The sequence below is a fragment of the Methylobacterium amylolyticum genome, assembly GCF_030700245.1.
Lineage (GTDB): Bacteria > Pseudomonadota > Alphaproteobacteria > Rhizobiales > Beijerinckiaceae > Methylobacterium.
In genome coordinates, this window is the sequence record NZ_JAUYZI010000016.1 from 41,505 (window position 1) to 62,801 (window position 21,297).

At 72.8% G+C, this 21,297-nt stretch carries 21 protein-coding genes; 14 read left to right on the forward strand and 7 right to left on the reverse strand.

Going from position 1 to position 21,297, the window contains the following annotated elements; genetic code table 11:
* Window positions 1–7: 7 nt before the first annotated feature.
* The 4 genes from Q8W71_RS13295 to rho form a co-directional block, all read right to left on the reverse strand.
* Window positions 8–1,024, reverse strand: coding sequence for a cation diffusion facilitator family transporter (locus Q8W71_RS13295; RefSeq protein WP_305525857.1), 1,017 nt, complete (start codon window positions 1,022–1,024; stop codon window positions 8–10).
* A 111-nt stretch (window positions 1,025–1,135) separates the two neighbouring features.
* Window positions 1,136–1,759 carry a Maf family protein gene (locus Q8W71_RS13300; RefSeq protein ID WP_305525858.1) on the reverse strand — a complete coding sequence of 208 codons (624 nt, stop codon included), beginning with the start codon at window positions 1,757–1,759 and terminating at the stop codon, window positions 1,136–1,138.
* A 253-nt stretch (window positions 1,760–2,012) separates the two neighbouring features.
* Window positions 2,013–2,561: a PAS domain-containing protein gene (locus Q8W71_RS13305; protein WP_305525859.1), complete on the reverse strand. Its 549-nt coding sequence runs from the start codon at window positions 2,559–2,561 to the stop codon at window positions 2,013–2,015.
* Window positions 2,562–2,694: 133 nt separating this feature from the next.
* Complete coding sequence (gene rho, locus Q8W71_RS13310; RefSeq protein WP_305525860.1) at window positions 2,695–4,050, reverse strand: transcription termination factor Rho; 1,356 nt, start codon at window positions 4,048–4,050, stop codon at window positions 2,695–2,697.
* Between the two features lie 384 nt (window positions 4,051–4,434).
* Between rho and Q8W71_RS13315 the strand changes: the two genes are divergently transcribed.
* The 6 genes from Q8W71_RS13315 (at window position 4,435) to thiL (ending at window position 9,448) form a co-directional block, all read left to right on the forward strand.
* A complete protein-coding gene (locus tag Q8W71_RS13315; protein ID WP_305525861.1) occupies window positions 4,435–4,938 on the forward strand; it encodes a DUF3429 domain-containing protein in 504 nt (167 codons plus the stop codon).
* A gap of 127 nt (window positions 4,939–5,065) precedes the next feature.
* Window positions 5,066–6,601, forward strand: a complete 1,536-nt coding sequence (gene hisS / locus Q8W71_RS13320; protein ID WP_305525862.1) for a histidine--tRNA ligase — start codon at window positions 5,066–5,068, stop codon at window positions 6,599–6,601.
* A 35-nt stretch (window positions 6,602–6,636) separates the two neighbouring features.
* Window positions 6,637–7,260 carry a carboxymuconolactone decarboxylase family protein gene (locus Q8W71_RS13325; protein WP_305525863.1) on the forward strand — a complete coding sequence of 208 codons (624 nt, stop codon included), beginning with the start codon at window positions 6,637–6,639 and terminating at the stop codon, window positions 7,258–7,260.
* Window positions 7,261–7,369: 109 nt separating this feature from the next.
* Complete coding sequence (gene ribH / locus Q8W71_RS13330; RefSeq protein ID WP_305525864.1) at window positions 7,370–7,861, forward strand: 6,7-dimethyl-8-ribityllumazine synthase; 492 nt, start codon at window positions 7,370–7,372, stop codon at window positions 7,859–7,861.
* Window positions 7,862–7,872: 11 nt separating this feature from the next.
* On the forward strand, window positions 7,873–8,448 hold the full coding sequence (nusB, locus tag Q8W71_RS13335; protein ID WP_305525865.1) for a transcription antitermination factor NusB: 576 nt from the start codon (window positions 7,873–7,875) through the stop codon (window positions 8,446–8,448).
* 4 nt (window positions 8,449–8,452) lie between these two features.
* A complete protein-coding gene (thiL, locus tag Q8W71_RS13340; RefSeq protein ID WP_305525866.1) occupies window positions 8,453–9,448 on the forward strand; it encodes a thiamine-phosphate kinase in 996 nt (331 codons plus the stop codon).
* On the opposite strand, the gene Q8W71_RS13345 is transcribed toward thiL, so the two are convergent.
* The gene (locus tag Q8W71_RS13345) at window positions 9,368–9,778 is read right to left on the reverse strand and encodes a hypothetical protein (RefSeq protein WP_305525867.1); all 411 of its coding nucleotides are present in this window, start codon (window positions 9,776–9,778) and stop codon (window positions 9,368–9,370) included. The two genes, thiL and Q8W71_RS13345, sit on opposite strands and share 81 nt — an antisense overlap.
* Window positions 9,779–10,160: 382 nt before the next feature.
* On the opposite strand from Q8W71_RS13345, the gene Q8W71_RS13350 reads away from it, so the two are divergent.
* On the forward strand, window positions 10,161–12,305 hold the full coding sequence (locus Q8W71_RS13350) for a sodium-translocating pyrophosphatase (RefSeq protein WP_305525868.1): 2,145 nt from the start codon (window positions 10,161–10,163) through the stop codon (window positions 12,303–12,305).
* Between the two features lie 88 nt (window positions 12,306–12,393).
* Here the strand turns inward: Q8W71_RS13350 and Q8W71_RS13355 are convergent, their stop codons facing one another.
* Entirely contained in the window at window positions 12,394–13,005 is a 612-nt protein-coding gene (locus tag Q8W71_RS13355; protein ID WP_305525869.1) for an SOUL family heme-binding protein, read from the reverse strand.
* A gap of 349 nt (window positions 13,006–13,354) precedes the next feature.
* Between Q8W71_RS13355 and Q8W71_RS13360 the strand changes: the two genes are divergently transcribed.
* The 3 genes from Q8W71_RS13360 to Q8W71_RS13370 all read left to right on the forward strand — a co-directional run bounded on the left by Q8W71_RS13360 (window position 13,355) and on the right by Q8W71_RS13370 (window position 17,108).
* Window positions 13,355–14,440, forward strand: a complete 1,086-nt coding sequence (locus Q8W71_RS13360) for an alkene reductase (protein WP_305525870.1) — start codon at window positions 13,355–13,357, stop codon at window positions 14,438–14,440.
* Window positions 14,441–14,559: 119 nt separating this feature from the next.
* On the forward strand, window positions 14,560–16,473 hold the full coding sequence (locus tag Q8W71_RS13365; protein ID WP_305525871.1) for a PAS domain S-box protein: 1,914 nt from the start codon (window positions 14,560–14,562) through the stop codon (window positions 16,471–16,473).
* 2 nt (window positions 16,474–16,475) lie between these two features.
* On the forward strand, window positions 16,476–17,108 hold the full coding sequence (locus tag Q8W71_RS13370) for an HAD hydrolase-like protein (RefSeq protein ID WP_305525872.1): 633 nt from the start codon (window positions 16,476–16,478) through the stop codon (window positions 17,106–17,108).
* 63 nt (window positions 17,109–17,171) lie between these two features.
* Here Q8W71_RS13370 and Q8W71_RS13375 read toward each other — a convergent pair whose 3' ends face one another.
* Window positions 17,172–17,669: an outer membrane protein assembly factor BamE gene (locus Q8W71_RS13375; RefSeq protein ID WP_305525873.1), complete on the reverse strand. Its 498-nt coding sequence runs from the start codon at window positions 17,667–17,669 to the stop codon at window positions 17,172–17,174.
* A gap of 186 nt (window positions 17,670–17,855) precedes the next feature.
* Here Q8W71_RS13375 and Q8W71_RS13380 point away from each other — a divergent pair, with 186 nt between their 5' ends.
* The 4 genes from Q8W71_RS13380 (at window position 17,856) to Q8W71_RS13395 (ending at window position 21,193) form a co-directional block, all read left to right on the forward strand.
* On the forward strand, window positions 17,856–18,452 hold the full coding sequence (locus tag Q8W71_RS13380) for a ubiquinol-cytochrome C chaperone family protein (protein WP_305525874.1): 597 nt from the start codon (window positions 17,856–17,858) through the stop codon (window positions 18,450–18,452).
* Window positions 18,449–18,952, forward strand: coding sequence for a YceD family protein (locus tag Q8W71_RS13385; RefSeq protein WP_305525875.1), 504 nt, complete (start codon window positions 18,449–18,451; stop codon window positions 18,950–18,952). Before Q8W71_RS13380 ends, Q8W71_RS13385 begins: the two co-directional genes overlap by 4 nt.
* A 151-nt stretch (window positions 18,953–19,103) precedes the next feature.
* Window positions 19,104–20,138, forward strand: a complete 1,035-nt coding sequence (gene plsX / locus Q8W71_RS13390) for a phosphate acyltransferase PlsX (RefSeq protein ID WP_305525876.1) — start codon at window positions 19,104–19,106, stop codon at window positions 20,136–20,138.
* A gap of 86 nt (window positions 20,139–20,224) precedes the next feature.
* Window positions 20,225–21,193, forward strand: a complete 969-nt coding sequence (locus Q8W71_RS13395) for a beta-ketoacyl-ACP synthase III (RefSeq protein ID WP_305525877.1) — start codon at window positions 20,225–20,227, stop codon at window positions 21,191–21,193.
* Window positions 21,194–21,297: the final 104 nt, after the last annotated feature.

Consider the following 21,297-nt stretch of genomic DNA (forward strand, 5'->3'; position numbering starts at 1 on the left):
GCGGCCCTCACGCGGCGCAGTCCCGCGCCAGCCGGCAGGCGGGGCCGTCCGCATCCTCGATCTGGAGCGTGGCGTGGCCGATGCCGAACCGGGCGCTCAGGGTCTCCGCCGTCTCGGTGAGGAAGGCGTTGCCGGGATGCCCGCCCTCCATCACGAGATGGGCGGTGAGCGCGACGCTGGTGGTGCTCATCGACCAGATGTGCAGGTCGTGAAGCGCCGCCACCCCGGGCCGCTCCCGCAGGTAGGCGGAGACGGCCTCGGGCGAGATCCCCGGGGGCACCGCGTCGAGGGACATCGCCACGCTGTCGCGCAGCAGCCCCCAGGTCGCCCAGACGACGAGGGCCGAGACCACGAGGCTGACCGCCGGGTCGATCCAGGCGAGGCCGGTCATCCAGATGATGAGGCCCGCGACCACGACGCCCGCCGAGACCGCGGCGTCGGCCGCCATGTGCAGGTAGGCGCCGCGGATGTTGATGTCGCCCTTGGCGCCGCTGGCGAACAGCCACGCGGTGAAGCCGTTCACGAGGATGCCGATGCCGGCCACGATCATCACCGTGACGCCCCCCACCGGCTCCGGGTTGAGGAGGCGCAGGATCGCCTCCCAGATCACCGCCCCCATCGCCACCAGCAGGAACACGGCGTTGAACAAAGCCGCGAGGATCGATGAGCCGCGGTAGCCGTAGGTGAAGCGGGCGGTCGCCGCCCGCTTCACCAGCACGGAGGCGACCCAGGCGGCCACCAGCCCGAGCACGTCCGAGAGGTTGTGGCCGGCATCCGCCACCAGCGACATCGAGTTGCTGGCGTAGCCGTAGGCGGCCTCGATCACGATGAAGACGGTGTTGAGCGCGATTCCGACCGCGAAGGCCGTCCCGAAATCCTTCGGCGCGTGGGCGTGGCCGCCGTGACCCCCGTGACTGTGCCCCCCGTGACTGTGCCCGCCATGGCTGTGGCCCGCGTGCCCGGGTTCCTCGTGGTCCGGCCCCCCGTGATCGTGGAGGCCGTGCGCGTGATCGTGTCCGGCCAAGGCGGCCTCCCTAGAGCATCGTCCCGAAAGGTGGTCACCGGCTTTCGGAAACGATGATGCGAAGACGAAGGGCTCGCGCATCGTCCCGGATCCGATATCCAGGACGATGCGCTAGAAGCGCAACAGGCCGGCGGCGCGCAGGCGCGCCAGCAGCGGCAGCAACGGCAGGCCCAGCACGGTGCTGTGATCGCCCGCGACCCGCTCGAACAGGTGGATGCCCGGCCCTTCGAGTTGGTAGCCGCCGACGCTGGCCCGCACCCGATCCTCGCCGGCGCAGGCGACGTAGGCGGAAATCGCCCGCGCATCGAGGGGACGGACCGTCAGCCGCGCCGTCTCGACGAAGCTCGCGACATCGCCGCCCCGCACGAGCGCGACGGCCGCGTGCAGGGCGTGGGTGCGGCCGGCGAGGCGGGCGAGCTGCGCGCGCGCCTGCGCCGCGTCCGCCGGCTTGTGGAACACCGCGCCGTCGAGATCGAGCACCTGATCGGCCCCGACGACGACCCGGCCGGGATGGCGGGCGGCGACCGCCTCGGCCTTGGCCCGGGCGAGCCGCAGCGCGAGATCCGGCGGCGCGAGCCCCGCGCTCGCGGCCTCGACGGCGCGCTCGTCCACGTCCGGGGGAACCGCCTCGACCGGGAGCGCGGCGCTCTCCAGCAGGAGGCGGCGGGTCGGGCTGGTGGAGGCGAGGAGCAGGGGCTCCGGTCCGAGCCAGGGTCCGAGGGCGGGGGAATCCATCGCCTCAGTGTCACGGATCTCAGGCGGCCGGCAAGCCGGCGCGCCGCGGTCGGTGCGCCGTGCCGGTGCCTCGCGTCGACGCGTCGTGGCGACGAGCCCCGCCGCCGGGATCGTCCGGACGGCGGGGCTGTCGCGGGGCCGTTACGCAACGCGGCCCCGTCCGTGACCTTGTCAGCGCCGGGTTAGCCGAGCGTTGACGCGTCCCCGCGCGGCCGCGCGATTTCGGGACACCCGGTCCGCGGCGCGCGGGACCTCAGGACAGGCGCCGGGCCGCGAGCGCCCGGCCGATCTCCCACAGCAGCAGGTCGGCGGCCAGGAGCAGGGGGCCGTTGCCGCTCCGGCCCAGGGCCTCCCGCGCCCGCAGGACCTGCGACTCAGCCTCGGTCAGGGGGTCTGGATACCGGTCCGGTTCGGCGATGGATGGTGGCCGGTCGAAGCCGGTCGTGTCGATGTAGGCCCCGTAACCCCGCATCGCCCCGCGCGCATCGCGGGCGAGGATGCCGCGGGTCAGGACGCGGCGGATCTCGCCCGCCGCGCCGAGGATCCTGAACTCGACCGCGATCGGACCGCCCGTCTGCCGGGTCCGCCGGATCCGCGCGAACAGCCAGTCGCGATCGTCGGGATGGACCCGGGCGAGGGCGGCTTCGAGCGTCAGGGGCTGGCCGGCGAGGGTGGCGCTTCCGGCGAGCAACGCGGCGGCCTCCCGGTCGAGCACCGAGACGCCCGCCTGGACGTCGGTCTCCCAGGTGCCGATGAGGCCGGCGGCCTTCAGCGCCTCCGCGCGCGACGAAATCGTCGACATGAGATCTCCACGACCCTGGAATAGGGCGGGAGAGCCGCGCCTCACAGCGTTTAACGTACCAGAGCGTGAAAAATTTAAACGATACAACCGAGATTTGAAGGCGGGGCGGCCCAGGGAGCGGCGCCCCGCGCCCTCAGGTGTTCATCGAGTCGAAGAAGTCCTGGTTGGTCTTGGTCTGGCGCAGCTTGTCGAGCAGGAACTCGATCGCGTCCGTGACGCCCATCGGGTTGAGGATGCGGCGCAGGACGTAGGTCTTCTTGAGCGAGTCCGGCGGCACCAGCAGCTCCTCCTTGCGGGTGCCGGAGCGGGTGATGTCGATCGCCGGGAAGATGCGCTTGTCCGAGACCTTGCGGTCGAGGATGATCTCGGAATTGCCGGTGCCCTTGAACTCCTCGAAGATCACCTCGTCCATGCGCGAGCCGGTATCGATCAGCGCGGTGGCGATGATCGAGAGCGAGCCGCCCTCCTCGATGTTGCGCGCGGCGCCGAAGAAGCGCTTCGGGCGCTGGAGCGCGTTGGCGTCGACGCCGCCGGTGAGCACCTTGCCCGACGACGGAACCACCGTGTTGTAGGCCCGGCCCAGGCGGGTGATGGAATCCAGCAGGATCACCACGTCGCGGCCGTGCTCGACGAGGCGCTTGGCCTTCTCGATCACCATCTCGGCGACCTGCACGTGGCGGGTGGCCGGCTCGTCGAAGGTCGAGGCGATGACCTCGCCCTTCACCGAGCGCTGCATGTCGGTCACCTCCTCGGGGCGCTCGTCGATGAGCAGCACGATGAGGTAGCACTCGGGGTGGTTGAGGGTGATCGACTGGGCGATGTTCTGCATCAGCACGGTCTTGCCGGTGCGCGGCGGCGCGACGATCAGCGCGCGCTGGCCCTTGCCGATCGGCGCCACGATGTCGATGATCCGCGGGGAGAAATCCTTCTTGGTCGGATTCTCCAGCTCCAGCTTGAACCGCTTGGTGGGGAACAGCGGCGTCAGGTTGTCGAAGTGGACCTTGTGCTTGATCTTCTCCGGATTCTCGAAGTTGATCGTGTTCACCTTCAGCAGCGCGAAGTAGCGCTCGCCGTCCTTGGGCCCGCGGATCGGGCCCTCGACGGTGTCGCCGGTGCGCAGGCCGAAGCGGCGGATCTGGGTCGGCGAGATGTAGATGTCGTCCGGACCCGGCAGGTAGTTCGAGTCGTTCGAGCGCAGGAAGCCGAACCCGTCCTGCAGCACCTCGACGGTGCCGGCGCCGATGATCTCGACATCCTTGGCAGCGAGCTGCTTCAGGATGGCGAACATCAGCTCCTGCTTGCGCATGGTCGAGGCGTTCTCGACCTCGACCTCCTCGGCGAAGGTGATCAGCTCGGTCGGCGTCTTGGCCTTGAGGTCGGAGAGCTTGACCTCGCGCATGCCGGCGAGTTCGGCCGAGGGCAATGCGGCGGACGACTCGTCCGGTTCCGCGGTCGCGAGGTCGGCGAAGGCGTCGGAGTTTGGTGTCATGGAGTGTCTTGAACCGACGAGAAGGCGGGAGGGAAGGGCCGGTTTCGCGGGCGGCACCCGGGGGACGGGCGCTTGAGGTCGGGCCGCGCGGGGACGTGAAGCCCGAAGCAACGTTGTGGCTGAACCCTGGCGGCTCACGGGCGCCCTGCGGCGCGGACCTAATGAGGAGGGCAGGGCATGCATAGCGCGTTTCCGTCGCCGGCTCAAGCCGTGCACGCGCGCTTCGCGGGACTTGTCCCGGGGGTTCACGCGGCGCCGCCGCGGCCGTAAGCCCGGCGGCGCCGCGGAGCCGTGCCGGAACCGTGCCGGTGCGCGGCCGTTGCCCGTGCCTGTGCCGCGATGGCAGGACGGACAAGGAACGCGCGGCGCGCGATCAGGACAGACATGCTCGACGACGCAACCGGACGCACGCTCTCCGTCCACGAGACCCGCCGCATCCCCTGGCTCGACATCGTGTTCGGGTTCGGGCCGATGGTGCCGATCGCGGTCGGCGCGGCGGCGGCGTGGTGGCTCCAGGGCCAGCCGCTCGACTATCTCGTCGCCCTGTTCACGCTGCTCTACGCCGCCTCGATCCTGCTGTTCCTGGCCGGCGTGCACCGCGGCGTCAGCTTCCGGACCGAGGGCGGTCCCAGCCTGTCGCAGATCGTGACGATGCTGGTCCTCTACGGGCTCGGGCTGGCCGCGCTGCTCTGCGCGGTGATGGGCAAGGCGGTGGTCGCCGTCGCCCTGCTGATCCTGGGCTACGCGGCGGTGATGGTGATCGACCCGATCGCGGCGCGGGCCGGCGAGGTTCCGCTGGCCCATGCCCGGCTGCGGCCGATCCAGATGCCGATCGCCCTGGTGAGCCTCGCCGTGCTGCTCTGGGTCAAGCTCGTCGCGCCGTATTGACGATCTTGCCGCTTCCCGGCCGGCTGCGTTAGAGCCCGCGGCGGGATCCCCGGGCCTTCAAGGCCCCCTGACCGGCCGCCCGCTCGACCCGCTCGGGCCGGGGCGGCCGCGAGAAGCGAACGCCACCATGTCCAAGGCCGAATCGAAGGCCGAAACCCTGAAGCCGCGCCTGCCCCGCGGCTTCGTCGACCGGCGCGCCGAGGAGATCGCCGCGCAGCACCGGATGCTGGAGACCATCCGGGCGAGCTTCGAGCTCTACGGCTTCGAGGCGCTGGAGACGCCGTTCGTCGAGTACACCGAGGCGCTCGGCAAGTTCCTGCCCGACCTCGACCGCCCGAACGCGGGGGTGTTCTCGTTCCAGGACGACGACGAGGCGTGGCTGTCGCTCCGCTACGACCTCACCGCCCCGCTCGCCCGGTTCGTGGCGGAGCACTTCGACGCGCTGCCGAAGCCCTACCGGAGCTTCCGCGCCGGCTACGTCTTCCGCAACGAGAAGCCCGGCCCCGGCCGCTTCCGGCAGTTCATGCAGTTCGACGCCGACATCGTCGGTGCGGGCTCGGTCGCGGCCGACGCCGAGATCTGCATGCTGATGGCCGAGACCCTGAACCGGCTGGGGCTCGCCGGCCGCTACGTGGTCAAGGTCAACAACCGCAAGGTGCTCGACGGCGTGATGGAGGCCGCCGGGCTCAGCGGCCCCGAGCAGGCCGGGCGCCGGCTCACCGTGCTGCGGGCGATCGACAAGCTCGACCGGCTGGGCGTCGACGGCGTGCGCGACCTGCTGGGCGCCGGCCGCAAGGACGAGAGCGGCGACTTCACGAAGGGCGCCGGGCTCGACCCGGCGGCGGCCCAGCGCATCCTGGCCTACGTCGCCCTCCAGGCCGATCCGTCCGAGGGCGCCGACCGGGTGGCGTTCTGGGAGCGGTTCTTCGCGGGCTGGCACGAGGCGGTCGGCACGTCGGAGACGGGCCGCGAGGGCATCGCCGAGCTGCACGCGATCATGCGCCTCTGCGCGGCGGCCGGCTACGGCCACGACGTGATCCGCGCCGACCCGAGCGTGGTGCGCGGCCTCGAGTACTACACCGGCCCGGTCTACGAGGCGGAGCTGACGTTCCCCGTCACCAACGAGGACGGGCAGACGGTGCGCTTCGGCTCGGTGGCCGGGGGCGGGCGCTACGACGGCCTCGTCGGGCGCTTCCGCGCCGAGCCGGTGCCGGCGACGGGGTTCTCGATCGGCGTGTCGCGGCTGTTCTCGGCGCTGCAACTCGTGAAGAGCCCGCTCCTGCACGGTGCCGAGCGGCCCGGACCGGTGGTGGTGCTGGTGCTCGACCGCGAGAACATGGCCGACTACCAGAGGCTGGTCGCGGCGCTGCGGGCGGAGAACGTCCGGGCCGAGCTGTATCTCGGCGCAGCCGGCATGAAGGCGCAGATGAAGTACGCCGACCGCCGCCGGGCGCCGGTGGCGATCATCCAGGGCTCGAACGAGCGGGCGGCGGGCGAGGTCCAGATCAAGGACCTGATCGAGGGCGCCCGCGCCGCCGAGGGCATCGCCAGCAACGCGGAGTGGAAGGCGGCGCGGCCCGCGCAGTTCTCGTGCGCCGAGGCCGAGATGACCGCGCAGGTCCGCGCCGTGCTCGCGCGGCATTTCCCGGACGCGGCGGACTGAACGGACCGGTCGCCGCACGGGGGAGGGGAGACGCCATGACGGACGCGAGCAGGACCGACGCGACGAAGGCCGGCGCGACGAAGACGGACACGACACACGCCGACCGGATGCCGGAGATCCCGGCCGAAGCCTATACCGAGGCGCAGGCCGCCGCGGCGGAAGCGTTCCGGGCCGAGCGCGGCGTGCCGGTGTTCGGCCCGTTCGTGCCGCTGCTGCGCAGCCCCGAGCTGATGCAATGTGCGAGCCGCATGGGTCTCTACCTGCGCTACAACAGCGTCCTGCCGCTGGGCATCAGCGAGTTCGTGATCCTCGTGGTCGCCCGGCTGTGGAGCCAGCAGTTCGAGTGGCACGTCCACGCGCCGATCGCCCTGAAGGCCGGGGTGGCGCCCGAGACGGCGCGGGCGGTGGCCGAGGGACGCCGGCCCGCGACGATGAGCGCGGACGAGGCGCTGGTCTACGACTTCTCGATCGAACTGCAGCACAACCGGGCGGTGAGCGACCCGACCTACGCCGCGGTGGTCGCGCGCTTCGGCGAGCAGGGGGCGATCGATCTGGCCGGCCTCAACGGCTACTACGCGCTGCTCGCCATGACCATGAACGTCGCCCGCACCGGGCTTCCCGACGGCGCCGCCCGGCCGCTGCCGCCGCTGGTGCCGTGATCCCGGAGCCGCGCGCCGCGCTTGTGGCGCCGGCCGCTTCGGTCTAACCCCGCCGCCCAGCACCCCTTCATCCTCCCTTGATCTCCCCTTTCCGGGCCGGACGAGAGACATGGTCGCCCACAGCCGCGCCGAAACGGGCTCGAGAGCCCCCGACCCGCACGTGGCCGGCGCCCGCGTCCTCGTCGTCGAGGCGCGCTACTACGACGCCATCGCCGACGAGCTGCTCACCGGCGCCCGGGCCGCGATCGAGGCGGCCGGCGCCCAGGCGGAGGTCGTCACCGTGCCGGGCGCCCTGGAGATCCCGGCCGCGGTGGCGATCCTCCTCGATGCCGGCGGCTACGACGCCGTGGTGACGCTGGGCTGCGTGATCCGCGGCGAGACCGGGCACTACGACATCGTCGCGGGCGAGAGCGCCCGCGCCCTGATGGACCTCTCGGTCGACCGCCGCATTCCCCTGGGCAACGGCATCCTCACGGTCGAGACCGAGGCGCAGGCGCTGGCCCGCGCGCGCGTCGCCGAGATGAACAAGGGCGGCGGCGCGGCCGAGGCGGCGCTGGCGGTGCTGGCCCTCAAGCGCGCGGCCGCCGCGCGCCCCCGATGACGACAGGCGCCATGACCGACGCGAAGCCCGACGTGCAGGACAGCGAGGCCGGAGCGAAGCCGGCCCGGGTGAGCCCGCGCAGCGGCGCCCGGCTCGCCGTGGTGCAGGCGCTCTACGACATGGACATCTCCGGCAAGGGCGTCCTCGACGCGCTCGCGGAGTTCGAGGCCCACTGGATCGGCCGGGAGGTCGACGGGATCGAGCACCCGCCGGCCGAGACCGCCTTCTTCCGCGACCTGCTGCGCGGCACCGTCGAGGAGCAGCGCGCCATCGACCCGCAGCTCGACCGGGCGCTGACCCAGGGCTGGCCGCTGCGGCGCATCGAGGCGGTGCTGCGGGCGATCCTGCGCGCCGGGGCCTACGAGCTGATGTTCCGCACCGACGTGCCGGCCCGGGCGGCGATCTCGGAATACGTCGACGTCGCCCACAGCTTCTACAGCGCCGACGAGCCGGGCCTCGTCAACGCGGTGCTCGACCGGGTGGCGCGGCAGGTCCGCCCCGACGAGGTCGGGGGCCAGAAGTCGGCTCCCCAGAAGCCCACACCCCAGAAGCCCGCCACCCAGAAGCCGGCCGCGAAGGGCGCCTGAGCCGGTGGCCGGGCCGGCGCGCGCGGACGAGAACGGCCTGATCGCCCGCTACTTCGCGCCGCTCGCCGGCCCCGGCGCCGACCGGATGCGCGACGACGCCGCGACGCTGGCGCCGACCCCGGGCCACGACCTCGTCCTGACCGCCGACGCCCTGGTGGCGGGCGTCCACCACTTCCCCGACGACCCGCCCGCCTCGATCGCCCGCAAGGCGCTGGGGGTGAACCTGTCCGACCTCGCCGCCAAGGGCGCGACCCCGCGGGGCATCCTGCTGACGCTGGCGCTCCCCGACGACTGGAGCGAGGACTGGCTCGCCGCCTTCTCCGCCGGCTTGGGGACGGCCACCGCCGAGCACGGCTGCCCGCTCCTGGGCGGCGACACGGTGCGCGCCCGCGGGGCGATGGTGATCGGCGTGACCGCGCTCGGCGAGGTGCCGGCCGGGGACATGGTCCGCCGCGTCACGGCCCGGGTCGGCGACCGGATCTGCGTCACCGGCACGATCGGCGACGCGGCGCTCGGCCTCGCCCTGCGCCTGGAGCCCGAGGCGCCCTGGATCGCCGCCCTCGACGACGGAATGCGCGAATACCTGCGCGATCGCTACCTGCACCCGCGCCCGCGCCTCGCCCTGGCGGAGGCGCTGCGCCGCCACGCCTCGGCGGCGATGGACGTCTCGGACGGGCTGGCGGGCGACTGCGCCAAGATGCTGGGGGAGGGGCGGGGTGCCCGGATCGCCGCCGATGCGATCCCCCTCTCGGCCGCCGCCGCCCGCGCGGTGCGGGCCGAGCCCGCCCTCATCGAAAGGATCCTGACCGGCGGGGACGATTACGAGATCCTCTGCACGGTCCCGGACTCGGCCCTCGACGCGCTCCGCGCCGAGGCCGCCGCCGTCGGCGTACCGCTCGCGGTCGTCGGCACCGTGACCTCAGGCGACGGCCCGCCCGCCTTCGAAATGGGCGACGGCACCGCGCGCGTGTTCGCGGCAGGGGCTTTCAGCCACTTCTGAGGCCGGGACGCCGCGGGCCGGCTGGCCGCGACCGAGGACGATGTGCGTCACGCCCTCGGGCGGGCGCCCGATCTGGCGGCGCACCTCGTCCATCATCCCCGCGGCGACGATCGGCATCCACAGGGCGAGGTCGGCCTGGGCCAGGGCCGCGCGCCCGGTGAGCGCCTCCTCGGTGCGCGGCGGCGTCGAGAACGCCCGCTGCAGGATGTGCAGCAGGTCGCCCTGCGCCGCCGCGGGCTGGGCGGCGACGCGCTCGGCGATCAGGAAATGCACCGCGCCCGTCAGCACCTCGATCGTCGCCGCCAGCTTGGCGACCTGGTCGCTGCTCATCGTGGCCCCCATCAGGATCTACAACCTGTAATGGATGAGCTCATGGTTAACGGCCGGTTAACAGGGTGGTGTCGCCGATCGCTTATTCGATCAGTGGTTGTGTGCCCCGCGAGGAGGCGGGGGTGGGATCGGCTGCCCGCGACCTGCACCGCAGCAAAGGGCGACCGAGGAAAGCACTGCGACGTCCCCGATTATATCGCAATGCAACATTCAACTTCGACTCGTCCCAACGTCGCGTTTGCGCTCTGCGGCGAAGTTTGGCAATCAGGGTGCGTTTCTGGGAAGGAAAGCCCCGAATCCGAGCGTCACGTCCCGCGGCCATCCCGGCCGAGCTCGGCAATCACAAGCCCCAGCCAGGCAGCATAATCTCAAGGACGGTCGAATGCTTCCCTTGATTCTGATCATCGTGGGCGGGCTCTGCGCCGTCGCCTACGGCATCGTCACGATCTCAGACGTGATGAAGCGCGACGCCGGAACCCAGCGCATGCAGGAGATCGCGGGCGCGATCGCCGAGGGCGCGCAGGCCTACCTGAAGCGGCAGTATCTCACGATCGGGATCGTCGGCGTCGTGCTGTTCGCGGCGCTCGCCGCCTTCCTCGGGATCAAGGTGGCGGTCGGCTTCCTGATCGGTGCGGTGCTGTCGGGGGCCGCGGGCTTCATCGGCATGAACGTGTCGGTGCGCGCCAACGTCCGCACGGCGCAGGCCGCCTCGACCTCGCTCGGCGGCGGCCTCGAGGTCGCGTTCAAGTCGGGCGCCGTCACCGGCATGCTGGTCGCCGGCCTCGCGCTGCTCGGCGTCGCCCTCTACTACCTCTACCTCACCCGCGGCGCCGGGCTCGACCCGTCGAGCCGCGAGGTGATCGACGCCCTCGTGGCGCTCGGCTTCGGCGCCTCGCTGATCTCGATCTTCGCCCGCCTCGGCGGCGGCATCTTCACCAAGGGCGCCGATGTCGGCGGCGACCTCGTCGGCAAGGTCGAGGCCGGCATTCCGGAGGACGATCCGCGCAACCCCGCCACCATCGCCGACAACGTCGGCGACAATGTCGGCGACTGCGCCGGCATGGCCGCCGACCTGTTCGAGACCTACGCCGTGACCGTGGTCGCGACGATGGTGCTCGCCGCGATCTTCTTCTCCGGGCCGACCGGGAGCGGGCGCGAGGCGCTGGAGCCGATGATGCTCTACCCGCTGGCGATCGGCGCTGCCTGCATCATCACCTCGATCATCGGCACCTTCGCGGTCAAGCTCGGCGCGAACCAGTCGATCATGGGCGCCCTCTACAAGGGGCTGATCGCCGCCGGCGTGCTGTCGATCGGGGCCATCGCCGCGGTCAACTTCGCCCTGTTCGGCAGCTTCTCCCGGACCTTCACCACCTCGACCGGCGTGACCTTCTCCTCGGCCGGCCTGCTCGGCTGCGCGGTGATCGGGCTCGCCATCACCGCGCTGATCGTCGTGATCACCGAGTACTACACCGGCACGAACTTCCGGCCGGTGAAGTCGATCGCCGACGCCTCGGTCACCGGCCACGGCACCAACGTCATCCAGGGGCTGGCGATCTCGCTGGAATCGACGGCGCTGCCGGCGATCGTCATCGTGGCGGGCATCATCGCCACCTACGCGCTCGCCGGCCTGTTCGGCATCGCCATCGCGGTCACCGCGATGCTGGCGCTCGCGGGCTTCATCGTCGCCCTCGACGCGTTCGGGCCCGTCACAGACAATGCCGGCGGCATCGCCGAGATGGCCGGGCTGCCGAAGGACGTGCGCAGGTCGACCGACGCGCTCGACGCGGTCGGCAACACCACCAAGGCGGTCACCAAGGGCTACGCGATCGGCTCGGCCGGCCTCGGCGCGCTGGTGCTGTTCGCCGCCTACACCTCCGACCTGAACTACTTCACCGCCAACGCCACCGACACGCAGTACCGGTTCTTCAAGGGCGTGACGGTCGATTTCTCGCTCTCGAACCCCTACGTCGTCGTCGGCCTGCTGCTCGGCGGCCTGATCCCCTACCTGTTCGGCGGCATCGCCATGACCGCGGTCGGCCGCGCGGCCGCCGCCGTGGTCGAGGAGGTCCGGCGGCAGTTCCGCGAGAAGCCCGGCATCATGGAGGGGCGCGACCGGCCCGATTACGGCCGCGCCGTCGACATGCTGACCCGCGCCGCGATCAAGGAGATGATCGTCCCCTCGCTGCTGCCGGTCCTGTCGCCGATCGTGCTGTTCTTCGTGATCCAGGCGATCGCCGGCAAGAGCCAGGCCTTCGCCACGGTCGGCGCGATGCTGCTCGGCGTCATCATCACCGGCCTGTACGTGGCGATCTCGATGACCTCGGGCGGCGGCGCCTGGGACAACGCCAAGAAGTTCATCGAGGACGGGCACCACGGCGGCAAGGGCTCGGAGGCCCACAAGGCGGCGGTGACCGGCGACACGGTCGGCGACCCCTACAAGGACACGGCGGGCCCCGCCGTGAACCCGGCGATCAAGATCACCAACATCATCGCCCTGCTGCTGCTGGCCGTGCTCGCGCACGCCTGAGGAACCGCGCCGGGTATCCGGACGGGACCGCGGCCGCCCCGGTGGGCGGCCGCGTGACCGGCGGCGGGGCCGGAGCGGTCCCGGGGCGTCACGTCCCCGGGGGCGGAAGCCGGACGGCGACCTCGTTCCGCCGCAGGAACGGCACGGAGAAGGGCGGATCGTAGCCCATGAAGACGGGCGGCCCGGCCGGCTCCCGCCCCGCCCGGGCGAGCACGTCGGCCAGGATGCGGGCCTGCTCCGCCCGCGCCTCGGGCGTCGCGCTGCCGGAGAAGCGCAGCACCGCCAGCCGCTCCGGTGGCACGCGGACCAGCCGGATTCCGGGCTCGGTCGGCTCGGGCGCCCCGGCCTCCGCGACCGCCCGCGGCAGGTAGAACCGCATCGTGCCGGCCGCGCCCTGCTCGACCGGCACCGTCATCGCGATCAGCCGGCCGCCGGTCTCGACCGGCGCCGTCATGGCGATGCGGTTCCCGCCGCGGTTCGCGCCGGTGATGTACCGGAACAGCCGTCCGAACGCCGCGCCGTCCTGCTGGCCCCGCGCGCCCGTCTCGACCGCGGTGCGCGCCTCGTAATCCCGGATCTCCACGCCGCGATCCAGATGCTCGACCACCGCGTAGCGCGGCTGCTCGTAGGTCGCGCGGATGCCGACGACCGACAGCGCCGATTCGAGGATGGTCACGAGGTAGTAGAGGAAGGTGCTCACGCGGCCGGCTTCCGAGACGGAACGTGCGGACGCAAGACTCGGTCGCCGGTGACCGTTCCGCCCGGACGCCGTCGGGCCCGGGATTCGATCGTCCGGTGGGACGGACCGTCCGCGGCGCGCTTCCCCGCCCGCGGGCGGGTCGGCGCGGTGCGCTGCCGACGCCCGCTCGCCCGCCTGCACGGCGTCGGATCGGAGCCCTGCTCCGCGCGCGGGTGACCGGGTACGGCTCCGGCGGGGTGTGCGGCCGCGCACGTGCCGACGCTGGTATTGCACCGCGCAAAGCACATTTCGCTCACCGCACGGCGCGGCTCTGCGGGCCGCCCATCCCCATCACAGCGATCGAGATCCCATGCCGTCCCTGTTCGACCCGATCCGCGTCGGTGCCATCGAGGCCAAGAACCGGATCTTCATGGCGCCCCTGACCCGCGGCCGCGCCGACCGCGCGCACGTGCCGACGCCGATCATGGCCCAGTACTACGCCCAGCGCGCCGGCGCCGGCCTGATCCTGAGCGAGGCCACCGGCATCAGCCAGGAGGGACTGGGCTGGCCCTACGCCCCGGGCGTCTGGTCGGACGCGCAGGTCGACGCGTGGCGGCCGGTGGTGCGGGCGGTGCACGAGGCCGGCGGCAAGATCGTCTGCCAGCTCTGGCACATGGGCCGGATGGTCCACCCCGACTTCCTCGGCGGCGAGAAGCCCGTCTCGTCCTCCACCCACGCGGCGCCCGACGCGGCCCACACCTACGCGGGCAAGAAGCCCTACGGCGCGCCCCGCGCCCTGGCGATCGACGAGATCCCGCGGATCCTCTCCGACTACGAGCGGGCGACCGCCAACGCGCTGGCCGCGGGCTTCGACGGCGTCCAGATCCACGCCGCGAACGGCTACCTGATCGACCAGTTCCTGCGCGACACCCCGAACGACCGGACCGACGCCTACGGCGGCCCGATCGCGAACCGCGTCCGCCTGCTGCGCGAGGTCGCCGAGGCGGTCGCCGGGGTCGCGGGTCCGGAGCGCACCGGCGTGCGGCTGTCGCCGAACGGCGCGATCCAGGGCACCAACGACTCGGACCCCGAGCCGCTTTTCGTGGCCGCGGCCGAGGCGCTGGCCGGGATCGGCATCGCCTTCCTGGAGATGCGCGAGCCGGGGCCGGAGGGCACCTTCGGCAAGGCCGACCACCCGCCGATCGCTCCGGCGATGCGCCGCGTCTTCGGCGGGCCGATGATCCTCAACGCCGATTACGACGCGGCGAGCGGCCAGCGGGTGCTGGACGCGGGCGAGGCCGACGCGATCGCCTTCGGGCGCACCTTCCTCGCCAACCCGGACCTGCCGGAGCGCTTCGCCAAGGGCGCGCCCCTCAACCAGGACGATGCGCGGACGTGGTACAGCCAGGGGCCGGAGGGCTACATCGACTATCCGACCCTGGCGCAGGCCGCCTGATACCCGCCGCGGCGGCGCGGGCCCGGGACGGATCGCGCCGCCTGCTGACACGGTCGGCATGCCTGTTCACGCCGATACCTGTGCAGGACGGGATCCCGCGCCTATCTGAGGCCGGGACCATGGATCAACCGAAACCCGACGCGCTCGCGGCTTCCGACCCCCCCGACAGCCGCTGGTGCGCCGCGGACCGGATCGCGGAACTGCGCGACCTCTCGATCCTCGATTCCGAGCCCGAGGCGCCCTACGACGACCTGATCCGGATCGCGGCCCATGTCTGCCGCGCGCCGGTGGCGCTCGTCAGCTTCGTCGATGCCGAGCGGCAATGGTTCAAGGCCGAGCTGGGCCTCGGCATCCGCGAGACCCCGCTCGACTGCTCGGTCTGCGCCCATGCCATCGAGGCCGGGGACGCCCTGGTGATCCCGGATCTGACCGCCGACCCGCGGACCGCCGCCAATCCGCTGGTGACCGGCCCGGAGCAGTTCCGCTTCTACGCCGGCGTAGCGATCCGCGGTGCGGGCGGCGTCCCCCTCGGGGCGCTGTGCGTCCTCGACCGGGTCCCCCGGCCCGAAGGCCTCGACACCGCCCAGACCGCGACGCTCGCCGCCCTCGCCCGCCAGGTCTCGACGCTGCTGGAGCAGCGCCGGACGCTGGCGCGGGTGGCCGCCCGCGAGGCCGAACTCGCCGCGAGCGAGCGCCGCTTCCGGGTGATGACCGCGGCGATGCCGCAGATGGTCTGGACTACCCTGCCGGACGGGTTCCACGACTACTACAACGACCGCTGGTACGAGTTCACCGGCGTGCCCTACGGCTCCACCGACGGCGTGGGCTGGAACGGGGTGTTCCACCCCGAGGACCAGGAGCGGGCCTGGGCGCGCTGGCGCCGCTCGCTCGCCACCGGCGAGCCCTACGAGATCGAGTACCGGCTGCGCCACCACAGCGGCGCCTATCGCTGGACGCTCGGCCGCGCCATGCCGATCCGCGACGCGGACGGGCGCATCGAGCGCTGGTTCGGCACCTGCACCGACATCGACGACCTGAAGCGCGCCGAGGCCGAGGCGCGCCAGCTCGCGGCGATCGTCGAGACCTCGAAGGACTTCATCGGGCTCTGCACCGAGGACGGGCGCATCACCCACCTCAACGAGGCCGCCCTGGCGCTGGTCGGGCTGCCCGACCTCGCGGCGGCGCGGGCGCGGACGATCCCCGACTTCTTCACCCCCGAGAGCCGGATCGCCCTGGCGGAGACGGTGATGCCGGCGGTGCGCGGCTCGGGCTGGTGGGAGGGGGAACTCGCCTTCCGGCACTTCGCCACCGGCGCGGCGATCCCCGTCCTCTACAACATCTTCCCCGTGCGCGACGCGGCCGGGACGGTGGCCGGCTACGCCACGGTGACCCGCGACCTGCGCGAGGCCAAGCGCGCCGAGGAGGCCCGCGACCTGCTGATCCGGGAATTGTCCCACCGGATCAAGAACATCTTCGCGGTGGTGGGCGGCCTGGCCGCGCTCACCGCCCGCGGGGACCCGGCGGCCAAGCCCTTCGCCGACGCGTTCCGCCAGCGCCTCGGCGCCCTGGCCCGGGCGCACGAGTACGTCCGCCCGCACTCCCCCGACAGCGCCCCCGCGGTCGCCGGCCAGACGGTGCTCGGTCTGATGCGCCTGATCATGGCGGCCTACGAGGAGGGCGGCCGCGCCCGCGTGGCGATCGCGGGCGACGACGCGCCGATCGGTGAGCGCACCGCGACCGCACTTGCGCTCATCATGCATGAGCAGGCCACGAACGCCATGAAATACGGCGGCCTCTCCCGCGAGGACGGCGGCGTGTCGCTGACCGGCCATCGGGAGGACGGGCGCTACACCCTGGTCTGGGCCGAGTCCGGCGGTCCCCCCGTCGCAGCGCCCCCCTCGCGAAAGGGGTTCGGCACGGTGCTGGCCGAGCGCAGCGTCGCGGGGCAGCTCGACGGGGTGCTGGAGCGCGACTGGGCGCCGGCCGGCCTCGTGATGCGGCTCGCGGTGCCGGTCGAGAACCTGCGCTTCTGAGGGTGGACCACCACCCCCTCGTCGTCCTCGACTTCGACGGGACGCTCGCCGACAGCTTCGGCTGGTTCCGCTCCGTGCTGAACGGTGTGGCCGACCGCTACCGGTTCCGCCGGGTCGAGGCGCACGAGGTCGAGGCGTTGCGCGGCCAGGGCGCCCGCGAGATCGTGCGGCATCTCGGCATCCCGCGCTGGAAGCTGCCGCTGATCGCCCGGCACATGCACCGGCTCGCCGCCCGGGACGCGGCGGGCCTCGCGCTGTTTCCCGGGATCGAGGCGATGCTGGCCGCCCTCGCCGAGGCGGGCGTGCCGCTCGCGGTGCTCTCCTCCAACCGGGAGGACACGGTCCGGCGGGTGCTCGGCCCGGGCAACGCCGACCGGATCGGCCACTACGCCTGCGGCGCATCGGTCTTCGGCAAGGCGCGGCGGCTGCGCCGGCTGCTCGCGCGGACCGGCACGGCGCCGGAGCGGGTACTGTGTGTCGGCGACGAGATCCGCGACCTCGAGGCGGCGCGGTCCGTCGGCTGCGCCTTCGGCGCGGTCGTCTGGGGCTACACCCGGGCCGAGGCGCTGGCGGCGCAGGCCCCGGACCACCTGTTCGCCGAGCCCGCCGAGATCGCCGCGGCGGTGCTGGCCTGACCGAAATCGGGGTTCGGGAGGGCGAGCCCTCCCGCAGGGGCGGCGCCCCCGGGGCGCGACCGGCTACTGGCCGCGGTTGGCGCCCGGCACCACGCTCATGCCCGAGCCCGAGCCGAACGGCTCGTACTTGGTCAGGCCGCGGAAGAGCTGGCTGAGGAAGGCCCGGTCCGCGCCGCTCGTCGGCGTCGTGCGCTCGATGAAGTCGAACACCCGGCCGTCCTGGAGGCCGTAGAGGGCCACGCGCTCCACCTTGAAGGCGGGGGTGAAGTACACCGCCGTCACCTTCTGGTCCTCGACCTGCTCGCCGAGGAACATCACCGTGCGGCGGGTGTTCTGCGAGATGTAGTACCAGGACTTGTTGCCGACCGTGGAGACGGTCGAGGGCGTGCCGAGGATCTGGAGCACCTGCTCCGGGCTCATGCCGGGCTTCACGGTGGCGAGCGCCGCCGGATCGACCTGGTAGCCGTGGCGCAGCTCCTCGCCGATGCAGCCGGAGAGTCCGGCCCCGACGAGGCCGACGAGGGCGAGGCGCGCGAGTGACGAGACGAGACGGCGCCGCATCGGGCCCCCACAGATCCTGTTGACGTGCAGCGCGCCGGCCGGCCGGCACGAGGCGCGGCGGCGCTTGCGCCCTGGGCGTGGGTTGGCCTACCGCGGGGATATGGCTTTGACAAGGCAAGCTTGGCCACAGTCCCGAGCCCCGTGGCCGGGGCCCGGGCCGGTCCCTGCACGCTCGGGAGAGCATAGATGATCGCCGGCCTGTTCCGGCGCGGCGGCGACCGTCGGCGCATCGTCGCGGCGCTGCACGCCGCGGTGAGCGCGTCGGCGCGCCGGCCCGGCCTCTACACCGGCCTCGGGGTGCCGGACACCGTCGAGGGCCGGTTCGAGGCCCTGTGCCTGCACGCGATCCTGCTGCTGCGCCGCCTGGACCGGCTGCCGCCCCCGGCCGCCGACATCGCCCAGGATCTGGTGGATTCGGTGTTCGCGCAGCTCGACGCGTCCCTGCGCGAACTCGGCGTCGGGGACCTCGGGGTCGGCAAGCGGATGAAGAAGCTCGGCGCCGCCTTCTACGGCCGGGCCGCCGGCTACGACGCCGCGCTCGCCGCGGCCGACGACGCGGCTCTGGCCGCCGCGCTGGCGCGCAACGTCCTCGGCGGCGCCCCGGACGGCGACGCCGCGGCGCTGGCCGCCTACGTCCGGGCGGCCGACGCGGCGCTGGCCGGCGCCGACCTCGACGCCCTGCTCGCGCGCGGGGACGGGGGGGACGGGGGCGAGCAGGGCCTGCCCCTTCCGGAGCCGGACGCCTTCGCCCGCACCTCGATCGCCCCGGGAGAGCCCGCATGAGCCAGGATTCCGGACCGCTCACGCGCTGGGTCAACGTCGAGCGCCTGCCGCCGGGGCGGGGCGCCGTCACCGTCGAGGCGAGCCCCGCCGAGTGCGAGGCCCTGGCCCGGGACTTCGGCATCCCGGGGATCCGCGACCTCGTCGGGCGGTTCGACCTGTCCGGCCAGACCAGCCGGCTCGCCGTGACCGGACGCGTCGAGGCCCGCGTCACGCAGGTCTGCACCGTGAGCCTGGAGCCGTTCGAGGCGCCGGTGCGCGAGCCGGTGGACGTGGTGTTCACCGACACCGACCGCCTCGCGGGGACCGACGCGGAGGACGCCGAGGTTCCCGATCCGATCGTGGGCGGGCGGATCGATTTCGGCGCGCTCACCGCCGAGTTCCTGGCGCTCGGCCTCGATCCCTACCCGCGCAAGCCCGGCGTCGCGTTCGAGCCGGTGGAGGCCGGCGCCGAGCCGAGCCCGTTCGACGCCCTGCGCCGCCTGCGCGACGGGCCGGGCTGACCCGGAGTCCGGGCCGCGGGGCGCGACCCCCCGTGCAACCCGGGGAGCCCGATTTCGTTTGCCCGCAGGCCCGGTATCGCTATGGTCCGCGCCGCCCGGCCGTTTCCCGGCCGGTCTCCTTCCCGCCGAGGCCGCGATCCCCGAATCGACCATGTCCCGACGCGTGCGCATCTCGCTCGACGCCATGGGCGGCGACCACGGCCCCTCCACGGTGGTGCCCGGCGCCGCCCTGGCCCGGGAGCGACATCCCGAGACGACCTTCCTGATGTTCGGCGACGAGGCGGTGATCGCCCCGCTCGTCGCCAAGGAGCCGCGGCTCAAGGACGGCGTCGAGATCCGCCACACCAGCGTCGCGGTGGCGATGGACGACAAGCCGAGCCAGGCGGTGCGCCAGGGCCGGGGCAAGTCCTCGATGTGGCAGGCGATCCAGGCGGTGCGCGACGGCGAGGCCGACGCCTGCGTCTCGGCCGGCAACACCGGCGCGCTGATGGCGATGTCGAAGATCTGCCTCAAGACCATGTCCGGCATCGAGCGCCCGGCCATCGCCTGCCTGTGGCCCACCGTGCGCGGCGAGAGCGTCGTGCTCGATGTCGGCGCCACCATCGGCACGGATGCCGAGCACCTCGTCGAGATGGCGGTGATGGGTTCGGCCATGGCCCGGATCGTGTTCGACCTCGACCGCCCGACCGTCGGGCTGCTCAACGTCGGCACCGAGGAGATGAAGGGCAACGAGGCGGTCAAGGAGGCCGCCCGGATGCTGCGCGAGATGGACAGCCCCGGGCTGACCTACCACGGCTTCGTCGAGGGCACCGACCTCGGCCGCGGCACCGTCGACGTGGTGGTGACCGAGGGCTTCACCGGCAACATCGCCCTGAAGACCGCCGAGGGCACCGCCAAGCAGATCGGCTCGTACCTCCGCGCCGCGATGACCCGGACGCTCTCGGCCAAGATCGGCGCCCTGTTCGCCCGGCAGGCGTTCCGGGCGCTGAAGGACAAGATGAACCCCAGCCGGGCCAACGGCGGCGTGTTCCTCGGGCTGGAGGGCATCGTCATCAAGAGCCACGGCTCCGAGAACGCGCAGGGCTTCGCCGCGGCGGTCGATCTGGCGCACGACATGGCGCGGCACGACATGATGCGCACGATCCGCGAGATGCTCGACCAGACGGCGGCGCTGGCGCCGGCGTGAGGTCTGCGCGGATCGACCGGATGGAAAAGGACGGGCGGTCTCACAACTGATGGTTGTGGTATCGGCCGCCCGGGAAGGTTGAAGCGATGTCAGTCCTGCGTTCCGTCGTCCTCGGCACCGGATCGTGCCTGCCCGAGCGGGTGGTGACGAACGCCGCCCTCGCCGAGCGGGTGGAGACCTCGGACGAATGGATCGTCCAGCGCACCGGCATCCGCCAGCGCCACATCGCCGCCGCGGGCGAGACCACCTCGGTGCTCGGCGCCCGCGCGGCCCGCGCCGCCCTCGACGCCGCCGGCCTCGGGCCCGGCGACATCGACCTCGTGATCTGCGCGACCTCGACCCCGGACCACACCTTCCCGGCCACGGCGACGCAGATCCAGGCGGCGCTCGGCATCGACCGGGGCGCGGCGTTCGACCTCCAGGCGGTCTGCGCCGGCTTCGTGTTCGGGGTCTCCACCGCCGACAAGTTCCTCGTCACCGGCGCCGCCCGGCGCGCCCTGGTGATCGGCGCGGAGACCTTCTCCCGCATCGTCGACTGGGAGGACCGCACCACCTGCGTCCTGTTCGGCGACGGGGCCGGGGCGGTGGTGCTGGAGGCGCGGGAAGAGGCCGGCGCCCGCGGCGTGCTCAGCGCCGCGCTCCGCTCGGACGGGCGCTACCGCGAGAAGCTCTACGTCGACGGCGGCCCGGGCTCGACCGGCACCACCGGCCGCCTGCGCATGGAGGGCCGCGAGGTGTTCCGCTTCGCGGTGGGGCAGGTGGCCGACGTGATCGCCGAGGCCCTGGAACGGGCGGGCGCCACGGCGGCCGACCTCGACTGGTTCGTGCCCCACCAGGCCAACCGCCGGATCATCGAGGCCTCGGCCGACAAGATCGGGATCCCCCGGGACAAGATCGTGATGACCGTGGACCGGCACGGCAACACCTCGGCCGCCTCGATCCCGCTGGCGCTCGACGCCGCCTGCCGGGACGGCCGCATCCGCGCGGGCGACCTCGTGATGATCGAGGCGATCGGCGGCGGTTTCAGTTGGGGCGCGGCGCTGATCCGCTGGTGACGCGATTCCGGCAACACCCCCGCGCCCGCGCGGTTGACCGGGCCGCCGCAGCCGATTAGCGTGGCGGATCATAGGGATACGTCTCCAGCGCGGCCGCGCGGCGG

Coding starts and splice junctions, on each gene's coding strand:
- Q8W71_RS13385 (WP_305525875.1), top strand. CDS start 18,449: ATGAGCCAGGATTCCGGACCGCTCACGCGCTGGGTCAACGTCGAGCGC.
- Q8W71_RS13350 (WP_305525868.1), top strand. CDS start 10,161: ATGCTTCCCTTGATTCTGATCATCGTGGGCGGGCTCTGCGCCGTCGCC.
- Q8W71_RS13365 (WP_305525871.1), top strand. CDS start 14,560: ATGGATCAACCGAAACCCGACGCGCTCGCGGCTTCCGACCCCCCCGAC.
- Q8W71_RS13345 (WP_305525867.1), bottom strand. CDS start 9,778: ATGAGCAGCGACCAGGTCGCCAAGCTGGCGGCGACGATCGAGGTGCTG.
- Q8W71_RS13380 (WP_305525874.1), top strand. CDS start 17,856: ATGATCGCCGGCCTGTTCCGGCGCGGCGGCGACCGTCGGCGCATCGTC.
- Q8W71_RS13315 (WP_305525861.1), top strand. CDS start 4,435: ATGCTCGACGACGCAACCGGACGCACGCTCTCCGTCCACGAGACCCGC.
- hisS (WP_305525862.1), top strand. CDS start 5,066: ATGTCCAAGGCCGAATCGAAGGCCGAAACCCTGAAGCCGCGCCTGCCC.
- rho (WP_305525860.1), bottom strand. CDS start 4,050: ATGACACCAAACTCCGACGCCTTCGCCGACCTCGCGACCGCGGAACCG.
- Q8W71_RS13395 (WP_305525877.1), top strand. CDS start 20,225: ATGTCAGTCCTGCGTTCCGTCGTCCTCGGCACCGGATCGTGCCTGCCC.
- ribH (WP_305525864.1), top strand. CDS start 7,370: ATGGTCGCCCACAGCCGCGCCGAAACGGGCTCGAGAGCCCCCGACCCG.
- Q8W71_RS13375 (WP_305525873.1), bottom strand. CDS start 17,669: ATGCGGCGCCGTCTCGTCTCGTCACTCGCGCGCCTCGCCCTCGTCGGC.
- plsX (WP_305525876.1), top strand. CDS start 19,104: ATGTCCCGACGCGTGCGCATCTCGCTCGACGCCATGGGCGGCGACCAC.
- Q8W71_RS13305 (WP_305525859.1), bottom strand. CDS start 2,561: ATGTCGACGATTTCGTCGCGCGCGGAGGCGCTGAAGGCCGCCGGCCTC.
- Q8W71_RS13300 (WP_305525858.1), bottom strand. CDS start 1,759: ATGGATTCCCCCGCCCTCGGACCCTGGCTCGGACCGGAGCCCCTGCTC.
- Q8W71_RS13325 (WP_305525863.1), top strand. CDS start 6,637: ATGACGGACGCGAGCAGGACCGACGCGACGAAGGCCGGCGCGACGAAG.
- nusB (WP_305525865.1), top strand. CDS start 7,873: ATGACCGACGCGAAGCCCGACGTGCAGGACAGCGAGGCCGGAGCGAAG.
- Q8W71_RS13360 (WP_305525870.1), top strand. CDS start 13,355: ATGCCGTCCCTGTTCGACCCGATCCGCGTCGGTGCCATCGAGGCCAAG.